The 23,495-nt window shown below is 71.9% G+C and carries 18 protein-coding genes; 13 read left to right on the forward strand and 5 right to left on the reverse strand.

Annotated elements, in window-relative coordinates; all coding sequences use genetic code 11:
- Window positions 1-134: 134 nt before the first annotated feature.
- The 3 genes from ACFYX0_RS18605 (at window position 135) to ACFYX0_RS18615 (ending at window position 3,372) form a co-directional block, all read left to right on the forward strand.
- Window positions 135-524 carry a signal peptidase I gene (locus tag ACFYX0_RS18605; protein WP_355925104.1) on the forward strand — a complete coding sequence of 130 codons (390 nt, stop codon included), beginning with the start codon at window positions 135-137 and terminating at the stop codon, window positions 522-524.
- 342 nt (window positions 525-866) lie between these two features.
- Window positions 867-1,787: a S41 family peptidase gene (locus tag ACFYX0_RS18610; protein WP_388971453.1), complete on the forward strand. Its 921-nt coding sequence runs from the start codon at window positions 867-869 to the stop codon at window positions 1,785-1,787.
- A 448-nt stretch (window positions 1,788-2,235) separates the two neighbouring features.
- On the forward strand, window positions 2,236-3,372 hold the full coding sequence (locus ACFYX0_RS18615; protein WP_388971455.1) for a glycosyltransferase family 4 protein: 1,137 nt from the start codon (window positions 2,236-2,238) through the stop codon (window positions 3,370-3,372).
- Between the two features lie 9 nt (window positions 3,373-3,381).
- Here ACFYX0_RS18615 and ACFYX0_RS18620 read toward each other — a convergent pair whose 3' ends face one another.
- The 4 genes from ACFYX0_RS18620 to ACFYX0_RS18635 all read right to left on the reverse strand — a co-directional run bounded on the left by ACFYX0_RS18620 (window position 3,382) and on the right by ACFYX0_RS18635 (window position 9,008).
- Window positions 3,382-5,028 (reverse strand): PucR family transcriptional regulator, encoded by a 1,647-nt coding sequence (locus ACFYX0_RS18620; RefSeq protein ID WP_388971457.1) that lies wholly within the window; start codon window positions 5,026-5,028, stop codon window positions 3,382-3,384.
- A 68-nt stretch (window positions 5,029-5,096) separates the two neighbouring features.
- A complete protein-coding gene (locus ACFYX0_RS18625; RefSeq protein WP_388971459.1) occupies window positions 5,097-6,479 on the reverse strand; it encodes an FAD-binding oxidoreductase in 1,383 nt (460 codons plus the stop codon).
- 240 nt (window positions 6,480-6,719) lie between these two features.
- On the reverse strand, window positions 6,720-7,799 hold the full coding sequence (locus ACFYX0_RS18630) for a hypothetical protein (RefSeq protein WP_388971461.1): 1,080 nt from the start codon (window positions 7,797-7,799) through the stop codon (window positions 6,720-6,722).
- 162 nt (window positions 7,800-7,961) lie between these two features.
- Window positions 7,962-9,008, reverse strand: a complete 1,047-nt coding sequence (locus tag ACFYX0_RS18635) for a zinc-binding dehydrogenase (protein WP_388971463.1) — start codon at window positions 9,006-9,008, stop codon at window positions 7,962-7,964.
- A gap of 309 nt (window positions 9,009-9,317) precedes the next feature.
- Here ACFYX0_RS18635 and ACFYX0_RS18640 point away from each other — a divergent pair, with 309 nt between their 5' ends.
- Complete coding sequence (locus ACFYX0_RS18640) at window positions 9,318-10,022, forward strand: helix-turn-helix transcriptional regulator (protein WP_388971465.1); 705 nt, start codon at window positions 9,318-9,320, stop codon at window positions 10,020-10,022.
- A gap of 106 nt (window positions 10,023-10,128) precedes the next feature.
- On the opposite strand, the gene ACFYX0_RS18645 is transcribed toward ACFYX0_RS18640, so the two are convergent.
- Window positions 10,129-11,931: a glycoside hydrolase family 15 protein gene (locus ACFYX0_RS18645; RefSeq protein WP_355908701.1), complete on the reverse strand. Its 1,803-nt coding sequence runs from the start codon at window positions 11,929-11,931 to the stop codon at window positions 10,129-10,131.
- Window positions 11,932-12,398: 467 nt separating this feature from the next.
- On the opposite strand from ACFYX0_RS18645, the gene ACFYX0_RS18650 reads away from it, so the two are divergent.
- The 9 genes from ACFYX0_RS18650 (at window position 12,399) to ACFYX0_RS18690 (ending at window position 23,451) form a co-directional block, all read left to right on the forward strand.
- Window positions 12,399-14,087 (forward strand): CTP synthase, encoded by a 1,689-nt coding sequence (locus ACFYX0_RS18650; protein ID WP_355908704.1) that lies wholly within the window; start codon window positions 12,399-12,401, stop codon window positions 14,085-14,087.
- Window positions 14,088-14,170: 83 nt separating this feature from the next.
- Window positions 14,171-14,797, forward strand: coding sequence for an NUDIX domain-containing protein (locus ACFYX0_RS18655; protein ID WP_388971466.1), 627 nt, complete (start codon window positions 14,171-14,173; stop codon window positions 14,795-14,797).
- Between the two features lie 147 nt (window positions 14,798-14,944).
- On the forward strand, window positions 14,945-17,014 hold the full coding sequence (locus ACFYX0_RS18660) for a tetratricopeptide repeat protein (RefSeq protein ID WP_388971468.1): 2,070 nt from the start codon (window positions 14,945-14,947) through the stop codon (window positions 17,012-17,014).
- Between the two features lie 135 nt (window positions 17,015-17,149).
- On the forward strand, window positions 17,150-18,274 hold the full coding sequence (ald, locus tag ACFYX0_RS18665) for an alanine dehydrogenase (RefSeq protein WP_355908713.1): 1,125 nt from the start codon (window positions 17,150-17,152) through the stop codon (window positions 18,272-18,274).
- A gap of 411 nt (window positions 18,275-18,685) precedes the next feature.
- Window positions 18,686-19,819 carry a ParA family protein gene (locus ACFYX0_RS18670; protein ID WP_311696682.1) on the forward strand — a complete coding sequence of 378 codons (1,134 nt, stop codon included), beginning with the start codon at window positions 18,686-18,688 and terminating at the stop codon, window positions 19,817-19,819.
- Entirely contained in the window at window positions 19,804-20,379 is a 576-nt protein-coding gene (locus ACFYX0_RS18675) for a hypothetical protein (protein WP_388971470.1), read from the forward strand. The genes ACFYX0_RS18670 and ACFYX0_RS18675 overlap by 16 nt, the downstream gene beginning before the upstream one ends.
- A gap of 20 nt (window positions 20,380-20,399) precedes the next feature.
- Window positions 20,400-21,728 (forward strand): segregation/condensation protein A, encoded by a 1,329-nt coding sequence (locus ACFYX0_RS18680; protein WP_388971472.1) that lies wholly within the window; start codon window positions 20,400-20,402, stop codon window positions 21,726-21,728.
- Window positions 21,725-22,387 (forward strand): SMC-Scp complex subunit ScpB, encoded by a 663-nt coding sequence (scpB, locus tag ACFYX0_RS18685; RefSeq protein ID WP_388971474.1) that lies wholly within the window; start codon window positions 21,725-21,727, stop codon window positions 22,385-22,387. Before ACFYX0_RS18680 ends, scpB begins: the two co-directional genes overlap by 4 nt.
- The gene (locus ACFYX0_RS18690) at window positions 22,387-23,451 is read left to right on the forward strand and encodes a pseudouridine synthase (RefSeq protein ID WP_355908727.1); all 1,065 of its coding nucleotides are present in this window, start codon (window positions 22,387-22,389) and stop codon (window positions 23,449-23,451) included. The genes scpB and ACFYX0_RS18690 overlap by 1 nt, the downstream gene beginning before the upstream one ends.
- The last annotated feature ends 44 nt before the right edge of the window (window positions 23,452-23,495 follow it).

Below are 23,495 nucleotides of genomic sequence, written 5' to 3' on the forward strand. Positions count from 1 at the left end.
CAGTGGATGAGCGGTCGGCTCAGCGACCGCTGAGCGGGCGAATACGCGGCGGCGCCGCCGCACGGTCTCGGGCCTCGGACTCGCGGAGCACGAGCGAATTCCCCTCATGAGAGCAGCTGCTAGCGTCCGGCCCCGTGAACGGCAGCGTGTACGTGGGCAACGCGGGCAAGGATGCGGCACTGGACCGGGGATGGCTCCTCGGGCACTTCAAGGATCTTGGCGATCCGCGCCACAGTGATGCTGTGGAGATCAAATGGGGCGTCCACCCCCGTGGCGACGAGCGATCGCAGTGGGTGAAGGGCGAGGCGCGCACAGCGCTCCTGGTTCTCATCAGCGGTCGCTTCCGCGTTGAACTCCCCGGCCGCAGCGTTCTTCTGGAACAACAGGGCGATTACGTCGTCTGGGGGCGCGGAGTCGACCATTCATGGTTCGCGGAGGAAGAGTCGGTGGTGCTGACCGTCCGGTGGCCGTCCGTGCCCGGCTACGCGGTGGCAGAGAAGGATCAGGCGGGACTGCCGGCCTGACCGCGAAGGGGCGGTGGTCAAATGCCGGTCGTGATCGCGGCGACGAGGACCGCAGCCTTCTGAGCGGTCCGCGAGCTTGTCGCATCTGGCAGCTACGGCCCGGTGTCTCTTGTGTCGGTTGATGCCGTAATCGACCGAGTGGGGTCGATCCTCGCTAAGGGCCTGTGAATGAACTGGCCTGGCGCCGGGGTGAGTTGCTGGGCGGCGTTAGGGTTGCTCGTGGTCGCGGAGTGGGGGGATCGGATGGGACGGGGACAGTCGCTGCGTTCGGCTGCCTGTGTCGGGCTGGCGAGTGTTCTTGTCGCGGGGACGGGATGCACAGGCCGCTCTGAGGGGCCGGCCATGTCGGCCGACGCCCGGTCCTACCTGTCGAAGGTGCTGGACATCATGGAGAAGAACGCCCTTCTCCGTCATCAGGTGGATTGGGCGGAGGTACGCCGCCAGGCGTTCTCGCGAGCCAGGGCCGCGCAGAAGCCGTCAGACACCTACGATGCGATCCGCTTCGCCCTTCGGACAGTCGGCCACGGGCACAGTTCCTTTTATGACCCCGAACAGGTCCCGAACATCGAGAAGGCTCCGCCCGACTCTTCCTTCCAGGGACCGGAGGGCCGCTCTTTGAGAGATCGCGTCGGGTACGTGTCGCTTCCCGCCGTGCAGGGATCTGACGCGACGTACGTGCGGTACGTGCGGCAAGGCCGCGAGGCGGTGGCGAAGGCTGACCACCCGGGCGCCTGCGGCTGGGTCGTGGACCTTCGTCACAACCACGGCGGGAACATGTGGCCCATGCTTGCCGTCGCGGGCCCGATTCTGGGGGACGGCAAGGTCGGCATGTTCGTGGATCCCGACGGCAGGACCTACCCGTGGACGATCCAGAACGGCAGCCCGCGCCAGGACGGCAAAGCCCACGACTGGGGAGCCAGTACTCCCGTGGCCGACTCTCACGCCCCGGTCGCGGTCCTGACCGACGGGGCAACGGCCAGCGCGGGCGAGGCCGTGGCGGTCGCCTTCCGGGCGCGGCCGCAGACGCGGTTCTTCGGCGAGGACACCTTCGGCGCCCCCACGGGCAACGATGACCATCGACTGCCCGATGGTGCCGTGCTGGTCCTCACCGAGGTCAAGGACGCCGACCGCACCGGCCGTAGCTACGACGCGCCGATCTCCCCCGACGTCGAGATCCCCACCATCGGGCTCAGGACGGGAGCCGCGGACCACGTCCTGCAAGCGGCGAGGAGCTGGCTGCTCAAGCAGGCTGCATGTCGGTGACATCGGTCGTCAGGCGTCGGCTGTCATCGCTGCGGTGGCGATCCGCATCTGCCGTCGTGCCGGTTTCCGGGTGAGGACCGTCCGCTGCCCAAGACGTGGCGGCGGCCGCTGGACAAGGTGTTCGCGGGCGTGGTGATCGCGGAGGCCGCGCACTTCGTCAACCTCGTGGATGTGCGGCCGGGGAACCGGCTCACCGTGGCTCACCACGTCCACAGCGCCCGCACACACCACCTGAGCCCGCCACGCGCCCTCACCCGGGGGAGTGACCGGGCGCGCCCCCCTTCGCCCGGTCCGCCGTCGTCGCGGTCCTCCGCCGGTGCCGCACCACCCCCGCTCCCTGGCATGCTTGAGCCATCCGCGGAGCACCTCGCGCGGTCCACGCCCACCGCGCGATCCTTCTGTACGTTTCTTCGTGACCGCCCGATGCCGAACCAGGAGCCCCGGCCACGTGAGCCTCGCGAGCAGCCACTCAGCGCACGGCCGGACGCCGCTGCGCACCGTGCAGGTGCTCGGCGGGGGCAGTGCCGGCAGTAGCGCGCATGTGCGGTCCCTGGCCGCGGGGCTCGTCGCCAGGGGCGTGCACGTGACCGTGTGCGCCCCCTTCGAGGCCGAGCGCACCTACGACTTCAGCGGTGTCGGCGCCCAGCACGTCCCCGTGCCCCGTAGTACGGATCCCGCCTCCCTGACGGCACTTCGCAGCGTCTGCGCCGATGCGGACCTGGTGCACGCGCACGGACTGCACGCGGGCCTGCGCGCCGCGCTCGCGCTCGGCGGGCGGCGCACCCCCTTCGTGGTCACCTGGCACACGCGGGCGCATGCCGAGGGCGCTCGCGCCCATCTCAGGCGCCTGCTGGAGCGGCGGGTGGCCAGGGCCGCGACCGTCGTTCTCGGGACGTCCTCGGACCTGGTCGACCGCGCCCGCCGCCGCGGCGCGCGGGACGCCCGGCTGGCCGCCGTATCCCTGCCGGCAGCCCGTACGTCGCCCGAGGACGGCGACCCGGACCGGCTGCGCTCCAAGACCCTGGCCGAACTGGGCGCGACGGGCCGGCCGTTGCTGATGGCGGTCGGCTCCCTGGAGCGGTACCGCGGATACGACGTGCTGCTCGACGCCTCCCGCACCTGGCGCCGCCTCGACCCGGTGCCTCTGGTCGTCGTCGCGGGGGAGGGGCCGCTGCGGACGGTGTTGCAGCGGCGCATCGACGACGAGGAGCTGCCGGTGCGGCTGGTCGGACGGCGTGAGGACGTCGGCGAACTGCTCGCCGCCGCCGATCTGGCCCTGCTGCCCAGCAGTTGGGAGTCCCGGTCCGTGCTCGCGCAGGAGGCCCTGCACGCGCGCGTGCCGCTCGTCGCCACCGCCGTCGGCGGTGTCCGCGAACTCGTCGGGAACGCGGCCGAGCTCGTCCCCTACGGCGACGCGGAGGCGCTCGCCACCGCCGTCGTACGGCTCCTCGACGATCCGGCGCGCCGTGAGCTGCTGCGGGAGAGGGGCGTCCGGCAGGCCGCGACCTGGCCCACCGAGGACGAGACCGTGGCCCAGGTGCTGAGCGTCTACGACGAGTTGACGCAGGTCCGGCCCTATCCGTAAGGCGCGCGCCTACCCCTGAGGCACGTGCCGGCGCGCCCGCAGGGCCAGGCTCAGGGCCAGGACCGTCTGCGGGTCGTCGAGGTCCGTGCCCAGCAACTCCCCGATCCGGGCCAGCCGGTTGTAGAGGGTCTGCCGGTTCAGATGCAGCTCGCGGGCCGTCTCCGCCTTGCGGCCCGCATGCGCGAGATACGTCTCCAGCGTGGGCAGCAGCGGCGGCCGGGAGCGGTGGTCGTGGTCGCGCAGCGGACCGATCGCGCGGTCCACGAAGGCCGCCAGGTCCGGATGGTCCCGCAGCCGCCACAGCAGCAGGTCGATGTCGAGGCGCCGGGCGTCGTGCCAGGTACGCTCCGGCAGCCCCTGCGCCGCCGTCGCGGTCTCCGCCGCGTGCCGCAGCCCGGCCGACGCCGCCGCCCAGCCGCCCGCCACCCCGACCACCACGACCGGCGGCCGGGCGCCCGGCCGCTGCATACCGGCCCGCTCCACCCCGGCCCGCAGCGCCGCGGCCACCCGGTCGGCGACCGCGGCACGCTCCGACTCCGAGCGCAGCCCCAGCAGCAGCGGCACCCGGCCCTCCACCGGCCGCACGCCGAGCAGGACCGGCACGCCCACCGACCCCAGCTCCTCCGCGACCGCCCGCGCCAGCACCGCCCAGCCCCCGCCGCCCGGCGCGGGGCCGTCCGCCAGCCGCATCACCACCGGCAGCAGCGGGCCGCCGCCCGGCTTGAAGCCGAGCACCCGGGCCTGCGCGGGCGCGTCGTCGGCGGTGATCCGGCCCTCGGCGAGGTCGGTGAGGAAGTCGCCGCGCCCGCGCGCCGCGAGTTCCTCCTCCTGCCGGGCCTGCATCAGCACCACCGCGAGGATGCCCGCGGCCCGTTCGGCGGCGATCCGGTGCACCGGCGCCACCGGCGCGCCGACCGGCAGCAGCACCAGCCGGGCCCGTACCGAGCCCGTGCCCGGTCCGCCCCCCGGCACGTCCACGATGACGGTGCCGGCCGGGGGAGTGTCTTGGTGCTGTCCGCGCAGCCCCTCCCACACCTGGAGCGGATCCGTGTCCGCGGGCCCGGTTCCGGCGGCGTACAGCAGCCGGCCGTCGGCGGTCTCCAGGAACACCGGGTTCCCGCCGAAGTCGGCCAGGATCTGCAGGACCTGCGGCACCCCGCCCCCGCAGAGCAGCGCCTCGGTGCACCGGCGGTGCACCTCCTCGGCCCGCTGGAGCACCGCGTAGTGCCCGTTGACGATCTCGGTGTGGATCTCCTCGGTGACCGTCACGAACGGCACCTCGCGATGCAGCTGGACGAGCGGCAGCCCGGCGGTGCGGGCCGTCTCCACCAGGGCGGCGGGCAGCCGGGTGAAGCGCGGGCCCAGCTCCACCACCAGGGCCGCGATACCGCGCTCGGCCAGGGTGCGGACGAACGCGCGCTGGTCGGCGGGGCGGGTGCCGAGGCCGTAGCCGGTGGTCAGCAGGAGCTCGCCGCCCTTCAGCAGCGAGGCGATGTTCGGGACCTCGCCCGCGTGCACCCAGCGCACCGTGCGGTGCAGCCGGTCGGCGCCGGCGAGCACCTCCGGCAGTCCGCTGCGCAGCCCGGGCAGCTCCAGCGCCCGCTGCACGGTGATTCCGGCACCCTGGGGCCCCTGGGGGTCGAAACGGCTGTCCATGCGGTGACGCTACCCGCGCGGACACCCCGGGCGCACCGGGGGCCTCGGTCGGGCGGCCGTGCGCCCGGTCAGAGCGGCTGGATGTTGTGGTTGTAGCGGAACACGTTGTCCGGGTCGTACTGGCGTTTGACCTGCGCCAGGCGGTTGAGGTGCTCGGTGCCGAGGCCGGCCACCACCCGGTCCCTGCCCTCGTCCCCGATGAAGTTGAGATAGACCGCCCCGGTGCTCCAGGGCCGGGCGTCGGCGCGCACCTCCCGCACCCAGCGCAGGGCCCGCTCGTCGTCCGCCGGGTCCGCCCAGACGCCGAACGGGTGCACGGCCCAGCGCGCGTCCCGGTAGGGGACCGGATACTCGGCGGGTCCGGCGGCGATCGCGCCCCCCTGCGGGAACAGCACCTGCTGACAGGCCGAGGGGACGGGCATCGAGGGGGCGCGGGCGCAGAAGGTGTCGACCAGTTCGTCCGGCAGGGCGCGCACGTACTCGACCGACCAGTGGTTGCGCAGCCCGGGCGGAACGTCGAGCAGGCACTGCGCGTCGGCGTACGGCATCGTGGCGACGACCTCGGACTCGTGCGGCAGGGCCAGCAGCGGCCCGGCGAGCTTGCGCAGCCCTTCCTCGTCGCCGACGTAGGTGACCAGCGCACCGCACAGCAGCGTCCCCACCAGGTGCTCGGGGACGAACGGGGCGGGCGGCCCGGTCACGAACTGCACGGCGCCCCCCACCTGTGGCGGCCCGGTGTCGAGGAGGTCGCGGAAGGCGCGGACCACCTCGGGGCCGCTCTCGGGCAGGAACATCAGCAGGGCGACCGAGAACGCGGGCAGCTCGTGCAGCCTGAGGGTGAGCGCGGTGGCGACGCCGAAGTTCCCGCCGCCGCCGTGCAGCGCCCAGAACAGCTCGGGGTGCTCGTCGGCGGTCGCGAGGACGGGGGTGCCGTCCGAGGTCACCAGCTCCACGCCGAGCAGATTGTCGACGGCGAGCCCGAAGACCCGGTCCAGCCAGCCGGTTCCGCCACCGAGCACGAAGCCGCCGACACCGGTCGTGGAGATCCGGCCGCCCGTGGTCGCGAGACCGTGCGGCTGGGTGGCGCGGTCCAGGTGGCTCATCAGGGCGCCGCCCTCGACCCGTACCGACGCGGACCCGGGATGGACCGTGACCCCGTGCATCCGGCGCAGGTCCACCACCAGCCCGTTGTCGTTGAGCGCCATGCCCGCCACGCTGTGGCCGCCGCCATGGACCGCGATCTTCAGATCGAGGTCCCGGGCGAAGCGCACCGCCCGGACGACATCGGCCTCGCCCGCGCACTGCGCGATGACGGCCGGGCGGCGGTCGATCATCGCGTTGAAGACGGCGCGGGCCTCGTCGTAGCCGCGATCTCCTGGAGCGAGGACCTCGCCCTCCAGACGCGCGCGAAGAGCGGCGAGCGCCGCGCCCGCCTTCGAAAGGGGAGCCATGACGGCGGGCCCCCTTCCCGCAGGGGACAGAACTGCCTTCAGCCTAGGCGGATCCGGCGCGCCGGTCTTGCTAGGCCCTGTCGTCAAACTCCCGCCTGCCCCGCGACGCCACGCACGCTCCCCCCCACGCCGCCGCAGAGCCCGCCCTCCGGGCGGACGACGGCAGTTTGACGACAGGACCTAGGCCGCCTCCGGGACAGCCCGCGCTCCGACCCGACGGCGCCCGGCCGCCCGGGGCGCTCACACAGCGAGGGCGCCGCTCAACTCCTCCTCGGCACTCGTGTCCGGCGCGGGGAGGTGCGCCGGGGCCGGGGCCCCGCGCCGTTCGACCGCCGCGGCGGCGGGCAGGAGCAGCAGGCCCGCGACCAGCCAGAGCACGAGGGAGAGGAGCCGGCCGCCCAGAGCCGCCGAGGGGAAGTAGAGCAGGCTGCGGGCGCCCTCGACGAAGCCGGCGCCGTTCCAGAAGGCGTGCAGCGCGCCGAAGAAGCCGCTCTGCAGCTCGGGTTCGAAGACGCCGCCGCTGCTGGTGAAGTTGAGCATGATGAACAGCGCCATGAGGGCCAGCATCGTGAAGCGCTTGAGGAACGTGTGGAGTCCAATGCCGATGAGGAGGATGCCCGTCGTGTACAGCCAGGCCATGCCCCACACCCCCCACAGGTCGTGATCGACGATGTGGAAGACCGGACCGGCCAGCACCGCCCCGATGACGCTCACCACCAGCGCGGTGCCGACGCCGAGGGCGGCCCGGAGCCACACGGCGAGCGTGGCACCGGCCGTGCAGATGGTGATGGCGGAGATGTTGGCCCCGATGGACAGCGCGATCATCACGTAGAACAGGCCCTGATTGCCGGGGTCGCCGCTCGCCAGCCGGGAAAGGTCCGTGACCTTCAGTGGGTCGCCCTGCTGGGCGGCCACCGTGGTGAAGAGGTCCTGGGCCGCGGTGGCGGAGGAGCTGGAGTTGGCGTCGGCGACGATCAGTTCGGGGTGCTTGGCGCTGGGCACGTACGCGCCGACCAGGTCCCGGTGCATGATCTGGTGTCTGGCCGCGGCCCGGTCGGGCAGGGTGGTGACGTCCACCGTGTCGCCCGCCTTGTCCTTGATGGCCTGGGCCAGCAGCCGGTCGCGTGCCGAGTCGCCGACCACGGCGACCTTCAGCCCGTGCGCGTGGTCCTGCGGCGCGTGGAAGGCGCCGATGTAGGCCAGGCCCATACCGAGGCACATCAGCACCGGGGTGAGCAGGTGGACTGTCACGGCGCGGACGGTGGGGTGCGGGATGATCAGGTGGCCCAGCGCATGGCGCCCGGCGCGCTTGTGGTGCATGGAGGTCGTCTCCTAGCAGGCAGAGTTCGTGGTGCGGTGCGGGGGAGGCGCGGTGCCGCCCAGGTCCTGTCGTCAAACCGCCGTCGTCCGCCCGGAGGGCGGGCTCTGCGGCGAGAGTGCGTGCATGGCGTCGCGGGGCAGGCGGGAGTTTGACGACCGGGCCTAGGGGATGAGTACGAGGCGGATCGGGTCCCCCTCCTTGCGTTCCAGCCGGGCCACGGCGTCGGCCGCCTCGACGAGGGGGACGTGGGCGGTGATGGAGGGGGCGAGGTCGAGGCGGCCGGTGGAGACGACGCGGATCAGCTGCTCGACGTACTGAGGTCCGGAGCCGTAGTGGCCGCGGACCTCGTTGCGGCGGAAGCTGAACCGGGTGCCGTCCGTGATGGTCATTGGCCTCGGGGTGAGTCCGGCCAGGACCAGCACTCCGCCCCGGGCGAGGACGCCGGCGGCCTGCTCCCGGACGGCGGGAACGCCGGCGAAGTCGAAGGCCGCGTCCAGGCCGAGGCCCCCCGTGGCCCGGTCCACCGCCGCGGTGAAGCCGGGGGCGGCAGGGTCGAGAGCGAGATCCGCGCCGAAGGCGAGCGCACGTTCCCTGGCACCGGGCAGCGGGTCGACGGCGATGATCGGCGCGGCGCCGGCCAGCCGGGCGAGCCGGATGCCGTGGGCGCCCAGACCGCCCGCGCCCCAGATGCCCACGGACTGGGCGGGGCGGACCCGGCCGGTCTCCACGATGGCCGCGTAGGGGGTGGAGACGGCATCGGGGATGATGGCGGCCTGGTCGAAGGGCACGTTGTCGGGCAGGAGCGCGAGGGTGTCCTCGCGGGCGAGGGCGTACTCGGCCCAGCCGCCGTCGTAGTCCAGGCCGCGGGTCATGGTCTTGAGGCAGGGGCGCAGCCGGCGTATGCAGTTGGCGCAGCGGCCGCACGCCTGGCCGGCCTGGAGGGCGACGCGCACGCCGGGGGTCCAGTCGCCGAGCAGGCCCGGACCGAGGGTGTGGACGACGCCGGCGACCTCGTGGCCCAGGGTGACGGCGTCGACGGGATGGAAGGGCTTCAGGCTGCCGTCGATCAGGTGGACGTCGGACAGGCACACACCGGCGGCCTTGACCTCGATCAGCACCTCCCCGGGACCGGGGACGGGCACGGGGACCTCCTCGACGGCGAACCTCAAGGTCTCCGGGCGGAGGCGGCCGGCAAGCATGGTGGCCATGGCGTGACCTCGAATCTCTCGGTTGCGGGCGGGTCTTCGGCTCGGTGACGGCTGCGCCGCGCGGGGAAGGGGTGGCGGGCCGGCCTTCCCCGCGCGGGGACGGGGTCAGCCGCGACGGACGTCCTCGACGGAGCGGCCTGCGGCGATCCGCCGGGGGCGCCACTCCTGGGCGTCCGCGGCGTCACTCATCCACCGTGCGGCCGTCGGAATGCGTGTGGCCGTGCCGGTGCTACAAAGTCTTGTAGAGGTATCGGTGTGCTGGAGGTTGCCATCCCTCCACACCTGAGGTAGCGGGCGGCGGGACTGAAAGTGGACACCCCTGAGCGCCGAACGGGCGACGAGCCGGGCGAGCCGGGCGGATCGGGCACCCTGCCGACGCCGGACGCCGACCAGACGGTCTACTGGCGCAACCGGGCCACAGCGCTGTTCGACCGGATTCCGCTGCCCGTCGCCTTCTGCGACGCGGAGGGCGTCATCCTCACCGCCAACCGCGCCATGGCCTCGGAGTGGGGCACCCTCGCCGGCCGTCTCGTCGGGCGCCGCGCCCTGGACCTGTTCCGCCCGACGGCGGAGCGGCGGCTCGATCCCCTCGCGGAGGCGCTGCGGCTGCGCCGCCGGGCGCGGTACCCGGTCGAGGTGACCTGGCGCCCGGCCGCCGGCGAGGAACGCCGGGGCGAGATGACCATCGACGTCGTGGTCGGCAACGCCCCCGACGGCGCCCTCCATCTGCTGCTGGTCCTGCGCGCCTTCGAGGCACCCGCCGACCCGCCGGTCCCGCGGACCCGGGCGTCCGGACAGGCCAGCGACATCGAGGCGCGCATCCTCGCCCTGGCGGCGGCGGGCTTCACGAGCACCCGTATCGCCACCGAGGTGGGCCTGACCGCGGACGGGGTCAACTACCACTTCGCACGGCTGTCCCGGCGCTGGAACGTCACCAACAGAACGGCACTGGTGGCGCGCGCCTACGTCAACGGAGTGCTCTCCCCCGAGGCCTGGCCGCCCGCGCCCGCCTGAGCGGCTCCTTCGACCCGACGCACGAGGTCCCCCTCAGCAGTGTGCTGAGGGGGACCTCAAGAGGGATGCCGCTCGGGGCGACGGCCACGCGGCCCGGTGGCCGTACTCAGCCCCCGTACGCCCCGGACGCCGTCAGCCGCAGTGCCGTGTCGATCAGCGGCACATGGCTGAAGGCCTGCGGGAAGTTCCCGACCTGGCGCTCCAGGCGCGGGTCCCACTCCTCGGCGAGCAGGCCCAGGTCGTTGCGCAGGGCGAGCAGCTTCTCGAAGAGCTTGCGGGCCTCGTCCACGCGGCCGATCATCGCCAGGTCGTCGGCGAGCCAGAACGAGCAGGCGAGGAAGGCGCCCTCGTCACCCGGCAGCCCGTCCACACCCTCCTCCTCGCCCGAGGTCGGGTAGCGCAGGATGAAGCCGTCGGGCGTGGACAGCTCGCGCTGGATCGCCTCGATCGTGCCGATCACCCGCTTGTCGTCCGGCGGCAGGAAGCCCATCTGCGGGATCAGCAGCAGCGAGGCGTCCAGCTCCTTGGAGCCGTAGGACTGGGTGAAGGTGTTGCGCTCCTTGTCGTAACCCTTCTCGCACACGTCCCGGTGGATGTCGTCGCGCAGCTCGCGCCACTTCTCCAGCGGGCCGTCCGCGTCCCCGGACTCGATCAGCTTGATCGTGCGGTCCACCGCGACCCAGGCCATGACCTTGGAGTGCACGAAGTGGCGGCGGGGGCCGCGCACCTCCCAGATGCCCTCGTCCGGCTCGTCCCAGTGCTGCTCCAGATAGCGGATCAGCTTCAGCTGGAGCAGGGAGGCGTAGTCGTTGCGCGCCAGGCCCGTCATATGGGCCAGGTGCAGGGCCTCGGTGACCTCTCCGTACACATCCAGCTGCAACTGGTGCGCGGCGCCGTTGCCGACGCGCACCGGCGCGGAGTTCTCGTAGCCGGGCAGCCAGTCCAGCTCGGCCTCGCCCAGCTCCCGTTCGCCCGCGATGCCGTACATGATCTGCAGGTTCTCGGGGTCGCCCGCCACGGCGCGCAGCAGCCACTCGCGCCAGGCCCGCGCCTCCTCGCGGTAGCCGGTGCGCAGCAGGGACGACAGGGTGATCGCCGCGTCACGCAGCCAGGTGTAGCGGTAGTCCCAGTTGCGGACGCCGCCGATCTCCTCGGGCAGCGAGGTCGTGGGCGCGGCCACGATGCCGCCCGTCGGGGCGTAGGTCAGGGCCTTGAGCGTGATCAGCGAGCGGACCACGGCCTCGCGGTAGGGACCGTGGTACGTACAGTGCTCCACCCACTCGCACCAGAAGTCCTCGGTCGCCTCCAGAGCCTGCTCGGGCTCGGGCAGCGACGGCGGCTCCCGGTGCGAGGGCTGCCACGAGATGGTGAACGCGATCCGGTCACCCGGGGCTACCGTGAAGTCCGCGTACGTCGTCAGCCCCTTGCCGTAGGTCTCGGCATGGGTGTCGAACCACACGGAGTCGGGGCCGGCCACGGCCACCGTGCGCCCCTCGTGCTTGTGCACCCAGGGCACCACTCGCCCGTAGGAGAACCGCATCCGCAGCGCCGAACGCATGGGCACCCGGCCCGTGACGCCCTCCACGATCCGGATCACCTGGGGCGCGCCGTCACGCGGCGGCATGAAGTCGACCACCCGGACCGTGCCGCGCGGGGTGTCCCACTCGGACTCCAGGATCAGCGACTCACCGCGGTAGGAGCGCCGGGTGGCGGGCGGCGGCGCGACATCCGCCGCGTGCGCCGGGCCGAGCCGCCAGAAGCCGTGTTCCTCTGTGCCGAGCAGTCCCGCGAAGACGGCATGGGAGTCGAATCGGGGCAGGCACAGCCAGTCCACGGTGCCGTCCCGGCAGACCAGCGCCGCGGTCTGCATGTCTCCAATGAGTGCGTAGTCCTCGATGCGCCCGGCCAATGCAACTCCAGTCGAACGGCCACGTCGCCCCAGGTGGGGCGGTTGCTCTGCGGTCAGGGGGGTCGGTGAGACAGATGTTGTTCACCGACTCATTCGAAAATGAAGCAGCCGATGTTCAACGAACTGACGAGCTGTTGTAGTTCCGGTGACGGCCGGGGGTGGTGCCGTTTGCCGGGAGTGCTCGGCAGCGATGTCCGAGCAGGATACGACGCACGTGGAGGTCCCGCGTGCCTGTCCGGCCAACGGTACGGCTCCGAACGAGTGAGGTGGGAGCGACTGTGGTGGGGCGGTGCTCACATGTGCACGAAGTGTGCCCGGAAGCAGGCCCCTCCGGGCGCTGATACGCTGGTAGCCCGTGGACCGGTGGGCACGAAACCCCCGAACCGCAGCGACGGCACCGCCGGACATCCTTCGGAGGCGAGCCGCACCGCAATTCAGACCGCGACCACGGGAGCCCCCTCTTGGCCATGCCGCCCGCTGCTTTCCGAAACAGCAAAGCCACGACGACCAAGCACATCTTCGTCACCGGGGGTGTCGCCTCTTCGCTCGGCAAGGGTCTGACGGCCTCCAGCCTGGGCATGCTGCTCAAGGCACGGGGCCTGCGCGTGGTGATGCAGAAGCTCGACCCGTACCTGAACGTCGACCCGGGCACGATGAACCCCTTCCAGCACGGTGAGGTGTTCGTCACCAACGACGGTGCCGAGACCGACCTGGACATCGGCCACTACGAGCGGTTCCTCGACCGTGACCTCGACGGCTCCGCCAATGTCACCACGGGCCAGGTGTACTCGACGGTGATCGCCAAGGAGCGGCGCGGCGAGTACCTGGGCGACACGGTCCAGGTCATCCCGCACATCACCAACGAGATCAAGCACCGCATCCGGCGTATGGCCACCGACGAGGTGGACGTCGTGATCACGGAGGTCGGCGGCACGGTGGGCGACATCGAGTCGCTGCCGTTCCTGGAGACCGTCCGTCAGGTCCGCCACGAGGTCGGCCGCGACAACGTCTTCGTGGTGCACATCTCGCTGCTGCCCTACATCGGCCCCTCCGGCGAGCTGAAGACCAAGCCGACCCAGCACTCGGTGGCCGCGCTGCGCAACATCGGCATCCAGCCGGACGCGATCGTGCTGCGCTGCGACCGCGAGGTCCCCACCGCTATCAAGCGCAAGATCTCGCTGATGTGCGACGTCGACGAGGCCGCCGTGGTCGCCTGCCCGGACGCGCGTTCGATCTACGACATCCCCAAGGTCGTCCACTCCGAGGGCCTGGACGCCTATGTCGTCCGCAAGCTGGACCTGCCCTTCCGCGACGTGGACTGGACGACCTGGGACGACCTGCTCGACCGCGTCCACAACCCCGCAGACGAGATCACCCTCGCCCTGGTCGGCAAGTACATCGACCTGCCCGACGCCTATCTGTCGGTGACCGAGGCGCTGCGCGCGGGCGGCTTCGCCAACAAGGCGCGCGTGAAGATCAAGTGGGTCACCTCCGACGACTGCAAGACCCCGGCCGGCGCCAAGGCGCAGCTCGGCGACGTGGACGGCATCTGCATCCCCGGCGGCTTCGGCGACCGCGGCGTGCTCGGCAAGGTCGGCGCCATCCGCTACGCCCGCGAGAACAAGATCCCGCTGCTCGGCCTCTGCCTCGGCCTGCAGTGCATCGTGATCGAGGCCGCGCGCAACCTCGCCGACATCCCCGACGCGAACTCCACCGAGTTCGACTCGGCCACCGGCCACCCGGTCATCTCCACGATGGCCGAGCAGATGGACATCGTCGCCGGCGAGGGCGACATGGGCGGCACCATGCGGCTCGGCATGTACCCGGCCAAGCTGGCCGAGGGATCGATCGTGCGCGAGGTGTACGACGGGAAGGAGTACGTCGAGGAGCGCCACCGCCACCGCTACGAGGTCAACAACGCCTACCGGGCCGAGCTGGAGAAGAAGGCCGGCATCGTGTTCTCCGGCACTTCCCCGGACGGCAAGCTCGTGGAGTACGTCGAGTACCCGCGCGATGTGCACCCTTACCTGGTGGCCACCCAGGCCCACCCCGAGCTGCGCTCCCGCCCGACCCGGCCGCACCCGCTGTTCGCCGGGCTGGTGAAGGCGGCCGTGGAGCGGCAGCGGCAGGAGACCGCGCGCAAGAGCGGCGAGTAACACAGGCTGTACGGTGGCCGGGGTGCGCGTCCCACGGGAGGCGTACCCCGGTTTCGTGCAAGGCGTGGGAGGAACAGGGCGACATGACGATCAAGGACACCCCCGAGGAATGGGAGATCCGGGCGAGTGAGACCCCGTTCGTCGGAAAGAAGACCTCCGTCCGCGCCGACGACGTGGTCATGCCCAACGGAGCGGTCGCCCGCCGCGACTACCAGGTCCACCCGGGATCGGTGGCCGTCCTCGCCGTCGACGACCAGGACCGCGTGCTGGTGATCCGGCAGTACCGCCACCCCGTGCGCCACAAGCTGTGGGAGATCCCGGCCGGCCTGCTGGACATCCCGGGGGAGAACCCGCTGCACGCCGCCCAGCGCGAGCTGTACGAGGAGGCGCACGTCAAGGCCGAGGACTGGCGGGTGCTGACCGACGTCTACACCACGCCGGGCGGCTGCGACGAGGCCGTGCGGATCTTCCTGGCCCGCGATCTGTCCGAGGCCGACGGGCAGCGCTTCGAGGTCGAGGACGAGGAGGCCGACATGGAGCTGGCCCGGATCCCCGTGGACGACCTCGTCCGCGGTGTGCTGGCCGGAGACCTCCACAACAACTGCCTCGTCGTCGGTGTGCTCTCCCTGGTCGCGGCGCGCGGCGGCGAGGGTCTGGACGCCCTGCGGCCGGCCGAGGCGCCCTGGCCGGCCCGGCCGTTCGAGGCCTGACGCCGGTCGTACCATCGCCTGATCCGATCGGGGGATGAGTCAGCCCTGCTCCGCATGGATCGTCGCAGAGCGTGAACTAGGCTCTGAGGGACGACCCGCCCCAGGACCCGGCGGGCCTGTGTGCGCAGTGGGACGGGAGCGTGGCCCGTGACGGATCAGGCGGTGGCGGCCGACGGTGACGAGCTGTCCGAGGACGCTCGGCGTCCTGCCGCCACGGAAGGTCAGTTCCTCGGTCGCGCACGGGAGTTGAAGGAACTCCACCTCGACATCGAGCGCACCGGACTCGACACGATCTCCGGCCGCAAGGCCCCCCGGGCCCGGGTGCTGCTCATCGCCGGGCGGCCCGGCTACGGGCGTACCGCACTCGCCGAGGAGCTGGTCCGCCAGGTCGCGCACCGTTACCGCGACGGCGTGCTGCGCGCCCGCCTCAGCGAACCCGACGGCACCCCCGTACCGACCGAGCGCACGGCCCGCGAACTGCTCACCGGCCTCGGCCTGCCGACCCCGGCCGGCGGCGACGAGGACGAGCTGGGCCAGGCGGTGCGCGACGCCCTCGCCGACCGCCGGGTCCTGCTCCTGCTGGACGACGCGGTCGCCGCCCAGCAGGTCGACGCGCTGCTGCCCGACACCCCGGAGTGCCTGGTCGTGGCCGTCTCCGCGGGCCCGCTGACCGGCATCGCCGATGTGCGTCCGTGCACCCTCGGCGGACTGGACACCAAGTCGGCCCTGGAACTGCTCACCCGGTACGCCGGCTCCGTCCGGATCACCGTCGACCCGAGCGCCGCCGAGCGGCTCGTCGAGGAGTGCGCGGGCCATCCCGCCGCGCTCGTCCTGGCCGGCGGCTGGCTCGCCGGCCACCCCAAGGCCGCCGTCGCCGACCTCGCCAAGCAGCTGCACACCGCGGGCGAGGACGGATCACCCCTGGCCCGTGTCTTCCGGTTGTCGTACGCGGCACTGCCCGCCGCCGCCCAGCGGATGCTGCGGCTGCTCTCCCTCGCCCCCGGCGGCCGTGTCGACGCGCACACCGCCTCCGCGCTGGCCGGGTGCGCGGTGGAGTCCGCCCGCACCATCCTCGGCGACGTCACCGCTCTCGGCTTTCTGCACGCCGTGCACTCGCCCGTGCCGCAGTACGACGTCCCCGGCTGTCTGCAGCCGCTGCTCCGCGCGCTCACGGAGACCCAGGACCGCCCGGCCGAACTCCAGCTGGCCCGCGCCCGGATGCTGGAGCGGACCGTACGGCTGCTGCAGTCGTGCCGGCTGGTCACCGAGACCGACAGTCCGCAGGCCCGGGAGAAGCACGCCGCGCTGCCCCGGGTGCTGCGCTTCCCGACGCCCCGGGCCGCCGAGGAGTGGCTGCGGGTCAGGGAGCCCGCGCTGCTGGCCGCCGCCCGGCTCGCGGTCGCCGACGGCGAGCTGGACACGCTGGCCCGCCGGCTGATGGCCGCGCTGGTCCGGGCCCTGGTCGCGCATGTCGGCACCGAGGCCGCCGCGCCCGAGCTGTACGGCATCCACCAGCTCGTCCTCGACGTCGCCGAGCGCCGCGCCCTGCCGCGGGAGCAGGCCGCGGCCCTGCTGAACCTCGCCGACCTGGACGCCCAGACGGGCCGTACGGACAAGGCGCTGGCCCGTTACCGGGCCGCGCTGGACGCCGGGCGGGCCGCGAACGACCCGTATGCGACGGGCCGCGCGATGGAATCCGTAGGCGGCGCCCACCAGGAGCTCGGGGACTACGCCCGGGCCGCCGACTGGTACGGCCGGGCGCTCGCCCAGCGGCTCGCCCGCGACGAGCGCACGGACGCCGCCCGGCTCTACGGCCGCATCGCCACCGTCCACACCTACGCGGGCCGCTACGGCGAGGCGCAGCGCAACTGGCGGGCGGCGATCGCGGCGCACCGAAGGAGCGGCGATGTGGCCGCCCACGCACGGGCGTTGAGCGAGCTGGCCCGCGTCCAGGAGTACGCGGGACGCCCCGAGGAGTCGCTGCGCACCTGCCACGAGGCGGTCGAGTGGGCGCGGCGCGCCGAGGACGCGCGGCTGCTGGCGGCACTGCGGCTCAGGCTGGCCGACACCCTGGAGCGGCTCGGCGACCCGGCTGCGGCGCGTCTGTACGCCGGTGCCGCCGAGCGCATGCTGGGTGAGGAGCACCGGGAGGACCCCTCGGCGCCGATACACGATGCCAACGCCTGCGAAATCCGCAGTACATCTGGTGAAGATTGATGCAATGAAAGGCTAGACAGCGGGAACACCTTCATTAAACTGGCTCTACCGCACGTTCTCCTGCGGTGTCCCCCGGTGTGCCCCTGTACGTCCGGGTATGTCTTGCAATGCCCCACATTCCCTGAGCCAAGGACCGTGATCGACGTGAAGGTCGGCATCCCCCGCGAGGTCAAGAACAACGAGTTCCGGGTGGCCATCACCCCCGCCGGCGTGCACGAGCTGGTGCGCCACGGCCACCAGGTCGTCGTCGAGCGCAACGCCGGCGTCGGCTCCTCGATCCCGGACGACGAGTACATCGCCGCGGGCGCGCAGATCCTGGCGACCGCCGACGAGGTCTGGGCCACCGCCGACCTGCTGCTGAAGGTCAAGGAGCCCGTCGCCGAGGAGTACCACCGCCTCCGCAAGGACCAGATCCTCTTCACCTATCTGCACCTGGCGGCCTCCAAGGAGTGCACGGACGCCCTCCTGGAGTCCGGCACCACGGCCATCGCCTACGAGACGGTCGAGCTGCCGAACCGCGCCCTGCCGCTGCTCGCCCCCATGTCCGAGGTCGCGGGCCGGCTGGCCCCGCAGGTCGGTGCCTACCACCTGATGGCCGCGAACGGCGGTCGTGGTGTGCTGCCCGGCGGTGTCCCCGGCGTGCCCGCGGGCAAGGCCGTCATCATCGGCGGTGGTGTCTCCGGCTGGAACGCCGCGCAGATCGCCATCGGTCTCGGCTTCCACGTGACCTTGCTCGACAAGGACATCAACAAGCTGAAGGAGGCGGACAAGATTTTCGGCACGAAGATCCAGACGGTCGTCTCCAACGCCTTCGAGCTGGAGAAGGCCTGCGTCGACGCCGACCTCGTCATCGGCGCCGTCCTCATCCCGGGCGCCAAGGCCCCGAAGCTGGTCACCAACGAGCTGGTGTCCCGGATGAAGGCCGGAAGTGTCCTTGTCGACATTGCGATCGACCAGGGCGGCTGCTTCGAGGACTCCCGTCCGACCACGCACGCCGAGCCGACGTTCCGGGTCCACGAGTCGGTCTTCTACTGCGTCGCCAACATGCCCGGCGCGGTCCCCAACACCTCCACCTACGCGCTGACCAACGCCACGCTGCCGTACATCGTGGAGCTGGCCAACCGCGGCTGGGTCGAGGCGCTGCGCCGTGACGCCGCGCTGGCCAAGGGCCTCAACACGCATGACGGCAAGGTGATTTACAAGGAGGTCGCCGAGGCGCACGGCCTCGAGCACGTGGAGCTGTCCTCCCTGCTTGACTGAGGCCGGACCGCGGCGCGGGTTCGATTTCCCCGCGCCCCAAGGCGATCGGTCAATTCACCCCGTCAACACCGCGCAGCCGGCCGGACCTTGCCCGACAAGGTCCGGCCGGATGTGTGTATGGTCACTTTGCGACACTCGTTCAACTCGCCTCGAACGCAACTCTTCGACCGTTTCGCACACCGGTGAAACCTGGCGAACGGTGCCCGGACACCCTTGACAGCGGGATGTTTCATTGCCGACACATCGGGCCGGGTCCGGCGGATTGTGTTGCTGCGGACCGCCGACACGCCATAGAGTCGCCAACCGTCGGCATGGTGCCACGCTGACCTATCTAGAAGTTTCCTGGTCACCAAGGAGGTAAGACGACTTGTGAATGAGTCGACATTTACTCCCGGGGGTGGTCAACCAGGAATGCCTGCGCGGGGTACGGTCCCCACGGGGCTCGAGGCTGTCGGCTCCGTCGCTGTCCGTACCTTCGCAGCCCACCAGAGCCAGAACCCCCACCTGGCTCCGACAGCACACCAGAGCATGGATGGCCCACACGTGAACGCCATGGCCGGCGGCCCTCGCGGCGAGGTCCACAACCACTTCGCCGACTACGATGAACTGCCCGAAGGGCACTTCTACGACCCCGACGCCGAATACGAGCCCGACCCCGAGTACGCGGCCACGCTCGCGCCCGACGCGGCCCGCCAGCGCCGCGAGCGCATCGGCCCGACCGGCCGCCCGCTGCCGTACTTCCCGATCCCGGGCCCGCTGACCGACCACGGTCCCGCGAAGATCATCGCGATGTGCAACCAGAAGGGCGGCGTCGGCAAGACGACGTCGACCATCAACCTGGGTGCCGCGCTGGCGGAGTACGGGCGCCGGGTGCTCCTCGTCGACTTCGACCCGCAGGGCGCGCTGTCCGTGGGTCTCGGCGTCAACCCGATGGAGCTCGACCTCACGGTCTACAACCTGCTCATGGAGCGGGGCATGTCCGCGGACGAGGTTCTGCTGAAGACCGCCGTCCCCAACATGGACCTGCTGCCGAGCAACATCGACCTCTCGGCGGCCGAGGTCCAGCTCGTGTCCGAGGTCGCGCGCGAGTCGACGCTCCAGCGGGCCCTGAAGCCCCTGATGGCCGACTACGACTACATCGTGATCGACTGTCAGCCCTCGCTCGGCCTGCTCACCGTCAACGCGCTCACCGCCGCGCACAAGGTGATCGTGCCGCTCGAGTGCGAGTTCTTCGCGCTGCGCGGTGTCGCGCTGCTCACCGAGACCATCGAGAAGGTCCAGGAGCGGCTCAACCCCGAGCTGGAGCTCGACGGCATCCTCGCCACGATGTACGACTCCCGGACCGTGCACAGCCGTGAGGTCCTGGCCCGGGTCGTCGAGGCCTTCGACGACCACGTCTACCACACGGTGATCGGCCGGACCGTGCGCTTCCCGGAGACCACGGTCGCCGGTGAGCCGATCACCACCTACGCCTCCAACTCCGTCGGCGCCGCCGCCTATCGCCAGCTCGCCAGGGAGGTGCTCGCCCGGTGTCACGCCGAGTGAGTCTGCCGGGGGCCGACGAACTGTTCCGTACCACCGGGGGAATGGCGCTCCAGGCGTCCACCCCCAGGCGCCAGGCCAACGGCGAGGCCCGGGTGCCGGCTCCCGCGGGCGAGAGCGACGCGACGGCCGCGGCGGAGGACGCACCGCCCGCGGTGCCCGTGCAGGGCGGCGACGGGGAGGGCGACGAGCACGTCGCGGCGGATGCCATGGACGCGGAGGCGGGGGAGTCGCGTACCCGCTCGGCGACCGCGGAGCGGCCCGTACGGCGGCAGCCCGCGCAGGAAGGTTCTGCCGGTGCCGCCGCGGCCCAGCCGCGCAAGCGGGGGCGGGCGAGCGGGCGGCGGCCCAGCGGCCGGGAACGGCACGACGAGAAGATCACCGTGTATGTGTCCGCCGAGGAGCTGATGGACCTCGAGCACGCCCGTCTCGTGCTCCGGGGAGAGCACGGACTCGCGGTCGACCGTGGGCGGATCGTGCGCGAAGCGGTCGCCGTGGTGCTGGCCGATCTGGAGTCCCGCGGAGACGCGAGCATCCTCGTACGTCGGCTCCGGGGGCGCTGAGCAGGTAGCCTGCGACGGCTATGACCTCGTACGACGGCTCCGCTCCCGCTTCCGGCTCCTCCGGCTCCGGCGGCCGTCGGCGTGCACTGGGGCGGGGACCGGGCACCGCGCGGACGGAACGGCCCGCGCACGACGAGAGCGCATCCGCACCGGTCGACGAGAGCACATGGTCCGCACCGGTCCAGGAGGCCTGGACGACACCGCCCGCGGTCGCCACCGAGCCCGAGCCCGAGACCGGCCAGGAGGCCGCGCTCGACGAGGTGGGGGGAGAAGAGACCCCTGTGGGCGCGGGTGAGCCCGAGCGGGCCCCGGAACCCGCCGGAGAGCCCGTGCGCCCGGCCGAAGAGCCCGAAGCGGACGTCGAAGAGCCCGAAGCGGACGTCGAAGAGCCCGAAGCGGACGTCGAAGAGCCCGAAGCGGACGTCGAAGAGCCCGAGGCGGCCCTCGCCGCGGCGGAGACCTCCCTGGCCCCCGTGGCGGTGGCCGTGGCCGCACCGCCGTCCGGGAGCGAGACGCCCCCGGAGCACCCGGAGGCCGCCGACGGTGTCTTCAAGGTGCGGCTGGTCAACTTCGAAGGGCCCTTCGACCTTCTCCTCCAGCTGATCTCCAGGCACAAGCTCGACGTCACCGAGGTCGCGCTGTCCAAGGTGACCGACGAGTTCATGGCGCACATCCGGGCCATGGGGCCGGACTGGGACCTCGACCAGACGACCGAGTTCCTCGTCGTCGCCGCGACCCTGCTCGATCTCAAGGCGGCACGTCTGCTGCCCGCCGCCGAGGTCGAGGACGAGGCGGACCTCGCGCTGCTCGAGGCCCGGGACCTGCTGTTCGCGCGGCTCCTGCAGTACCGCGCCTACAAACAGATCGCCGAGATCTTCCACGGCCGCACCGAGGAGGAGGCCCGGCGCTATCCCCGTACCGTCGGCCTCGAACCCCACCATGCCGAGCTGCTGCCCGAGGTGGTCATCAGCATCGGAGCCGAGGGGTTCGCCAGGCTCGCGGTCAAGGCGATGCAGCCCAAGCCCAAGCCCCAGGTGTACGTCGACCACATCCACGCCCCGCTCGTCAGCGTGCAGGAGCAGGCCGGGATCGTCGTGGCGCGCCTGCGGGAGCTGGGGGAGGCCAGCTTCCGAGTGCTCGTGGAGGACACCGACGACACCCTCACGGTCGTCGCCCGCTTCCTCGCACTGCTGGAGCTGTACCGGGAGAAGGCCGTGGCGCTGGACCAGGAGACCGCCCTCGGTGATCTGGTGGTGCGCTGGACCGGCGGAGAAGGGGACGAGACACCGGTGGTCACGGACGAGTTCGACCGGGCGCCCGAGGCGCCGGAGGAGGAGAGGAAGGCGTGAGCGAGGACGTCGCGCAGGCTCCCGCCGCCCTGAGCGCGGTGGCGGAGCTCGACCTAAAGCCCGCCCTGGAGGCCGTGCTCATGGTCGTGGACGAGCCCGCCACCGAGGAGCACCTGGCGAAGATACTGGAGCGGCCGCGCCGGCAGATCGCCGACGCGCTGCGGGAGCTGGCCGACGAGTACACCGTGCAGGGGCGCGGGTTCGAGCTGCGGTTCGTGGCGGGCGGCTGGCGCTTCTACACCCGGGCCGGCTTCGCCCCCGCCGTGGAGCGCTTCGTGCTCGACGGCCAGCAGGCCCGGCTCACCCAGGCCGCGCTGGAGACCCTGGCGGTGGTCGCGTACCGCCAGCCGGTCAGCCGCAGCAGGGTCTCCGCGGTCCGCGGAGTGAACTGTGACGGGGTCATGCGGACCCTGCTCCAACGCGGTCTGGTCGAGGAGGGGGGCACGGAACCCGAAACAGGTGCGATCCTGTACAGGACGACGAACTACTTCCTGGAGCGGATGGGCCTGCGCGGCCTGGACGAGCTTCCGGAGCTCGCGCCCTTCCTCCCGGAGGCGGAGGCGATCGAGGCCGAGACCCAGGAGGGCGTTCCGTCGTTCGACCCGGACGCTCCGGACACGGACGACGATCACACGACGAACACGACGACGGAACTTTGATGCGAAGCAGCGGCAGCGGCAGGAACGGCGGGCGCGGCAACTACCGCGGCGCCGGCAACGACAGGGACGAGAGGCAGGGTCAGGGCCGTCCCCGCAAGCCCCGCCCGGAGGAGCGCCGCTACGACGTGGGCCCCGGCGCGACCCAGGACGGCCCCAAGTCCGGACGCGGCGGCGCGGCGCGCGGCGGTGCCAAGGGCGGCCCCAAGCAGTCCCAGCAGCGCGGCGGCCGTACGGCCCCCGGGCGCTCCCGTGAGTACGACGTGCGCGCCGAGGAGCGCAACCGCGAGCGGTACGCGGGCAAGAAGGACATCAAGCTGCCCAAGACCTTCCCCGGCGCCGAGCAGGAGGGCGAGCGGCTGCAGAAGGTCCTCGCGCGCGCCGGCTACGGCTCCCGCCGGGCCTGCGAGGAGCTGATCGAGCAGGCCAGGGTCGAGGTCAACGGCGAGATCGTCACCGAGCAGGGTCTGCGGGTCGACCCCGAGAAGGACGAGATCAGGGTCGACGGTCTGACCGTGGCCACGCAGTCGTACCAGTTCTTCTCGCTGAACAAGCCGGCCGGGGTCGTCTCCACCATGGAGGACCCGGAGGGGCGCCAGTGCCTCGGGGACTACGTCACCAACCGCGAGACCCGGCTCTTCCACGTCGGCCGGCTCGACACCGAGACCGAGGGTGTCATCCTGCTCACCAACCACGGCGAGCTGGCGCACCGGCTGACCCATCCCAAGTACGGCGTCAAGAAGACCTACCTCGCGCACATCGTGGGCCCGATCCCGCGCGACCTGGGCAAGAAGCTCAAGGACGGCATCCAGCTGGAGGACGGGTACGCGCGTGCGGACCACTTCCGGGTGGTCGAGCAGACCGGCAAGAACTACCTGGTCGAGGTGACCCTGCACGAGGGCCGCAAGCACATCGTGCGCCGGATGCTCGCCGAGGCCGGCTTCCCCGTCGACAAGCTGGTGCGCACCGCCTTCGGGCCGATCACCCTCGGCGACCAGAAGTCGGGCTGGCTGCGCCGCCTGTCGAACACCGAGGTCGGCATGCTGATGCAGGAAGTCGACCTCTAGGCGCTACTCACGCGCGGAGCGCCCTGAGCGCGAAGACCACCGGA

The organism is Streptomyces sp. NPDC002573, from assembly GCF_042889625.1.
Taxonomy (GTDB): domain Bacteria; phylum Actinomycetota; class Actinomycetes; order Streptomycetales; family Streptomycetaceae; genus Streptomyces; species Streptomyces gibsoniae.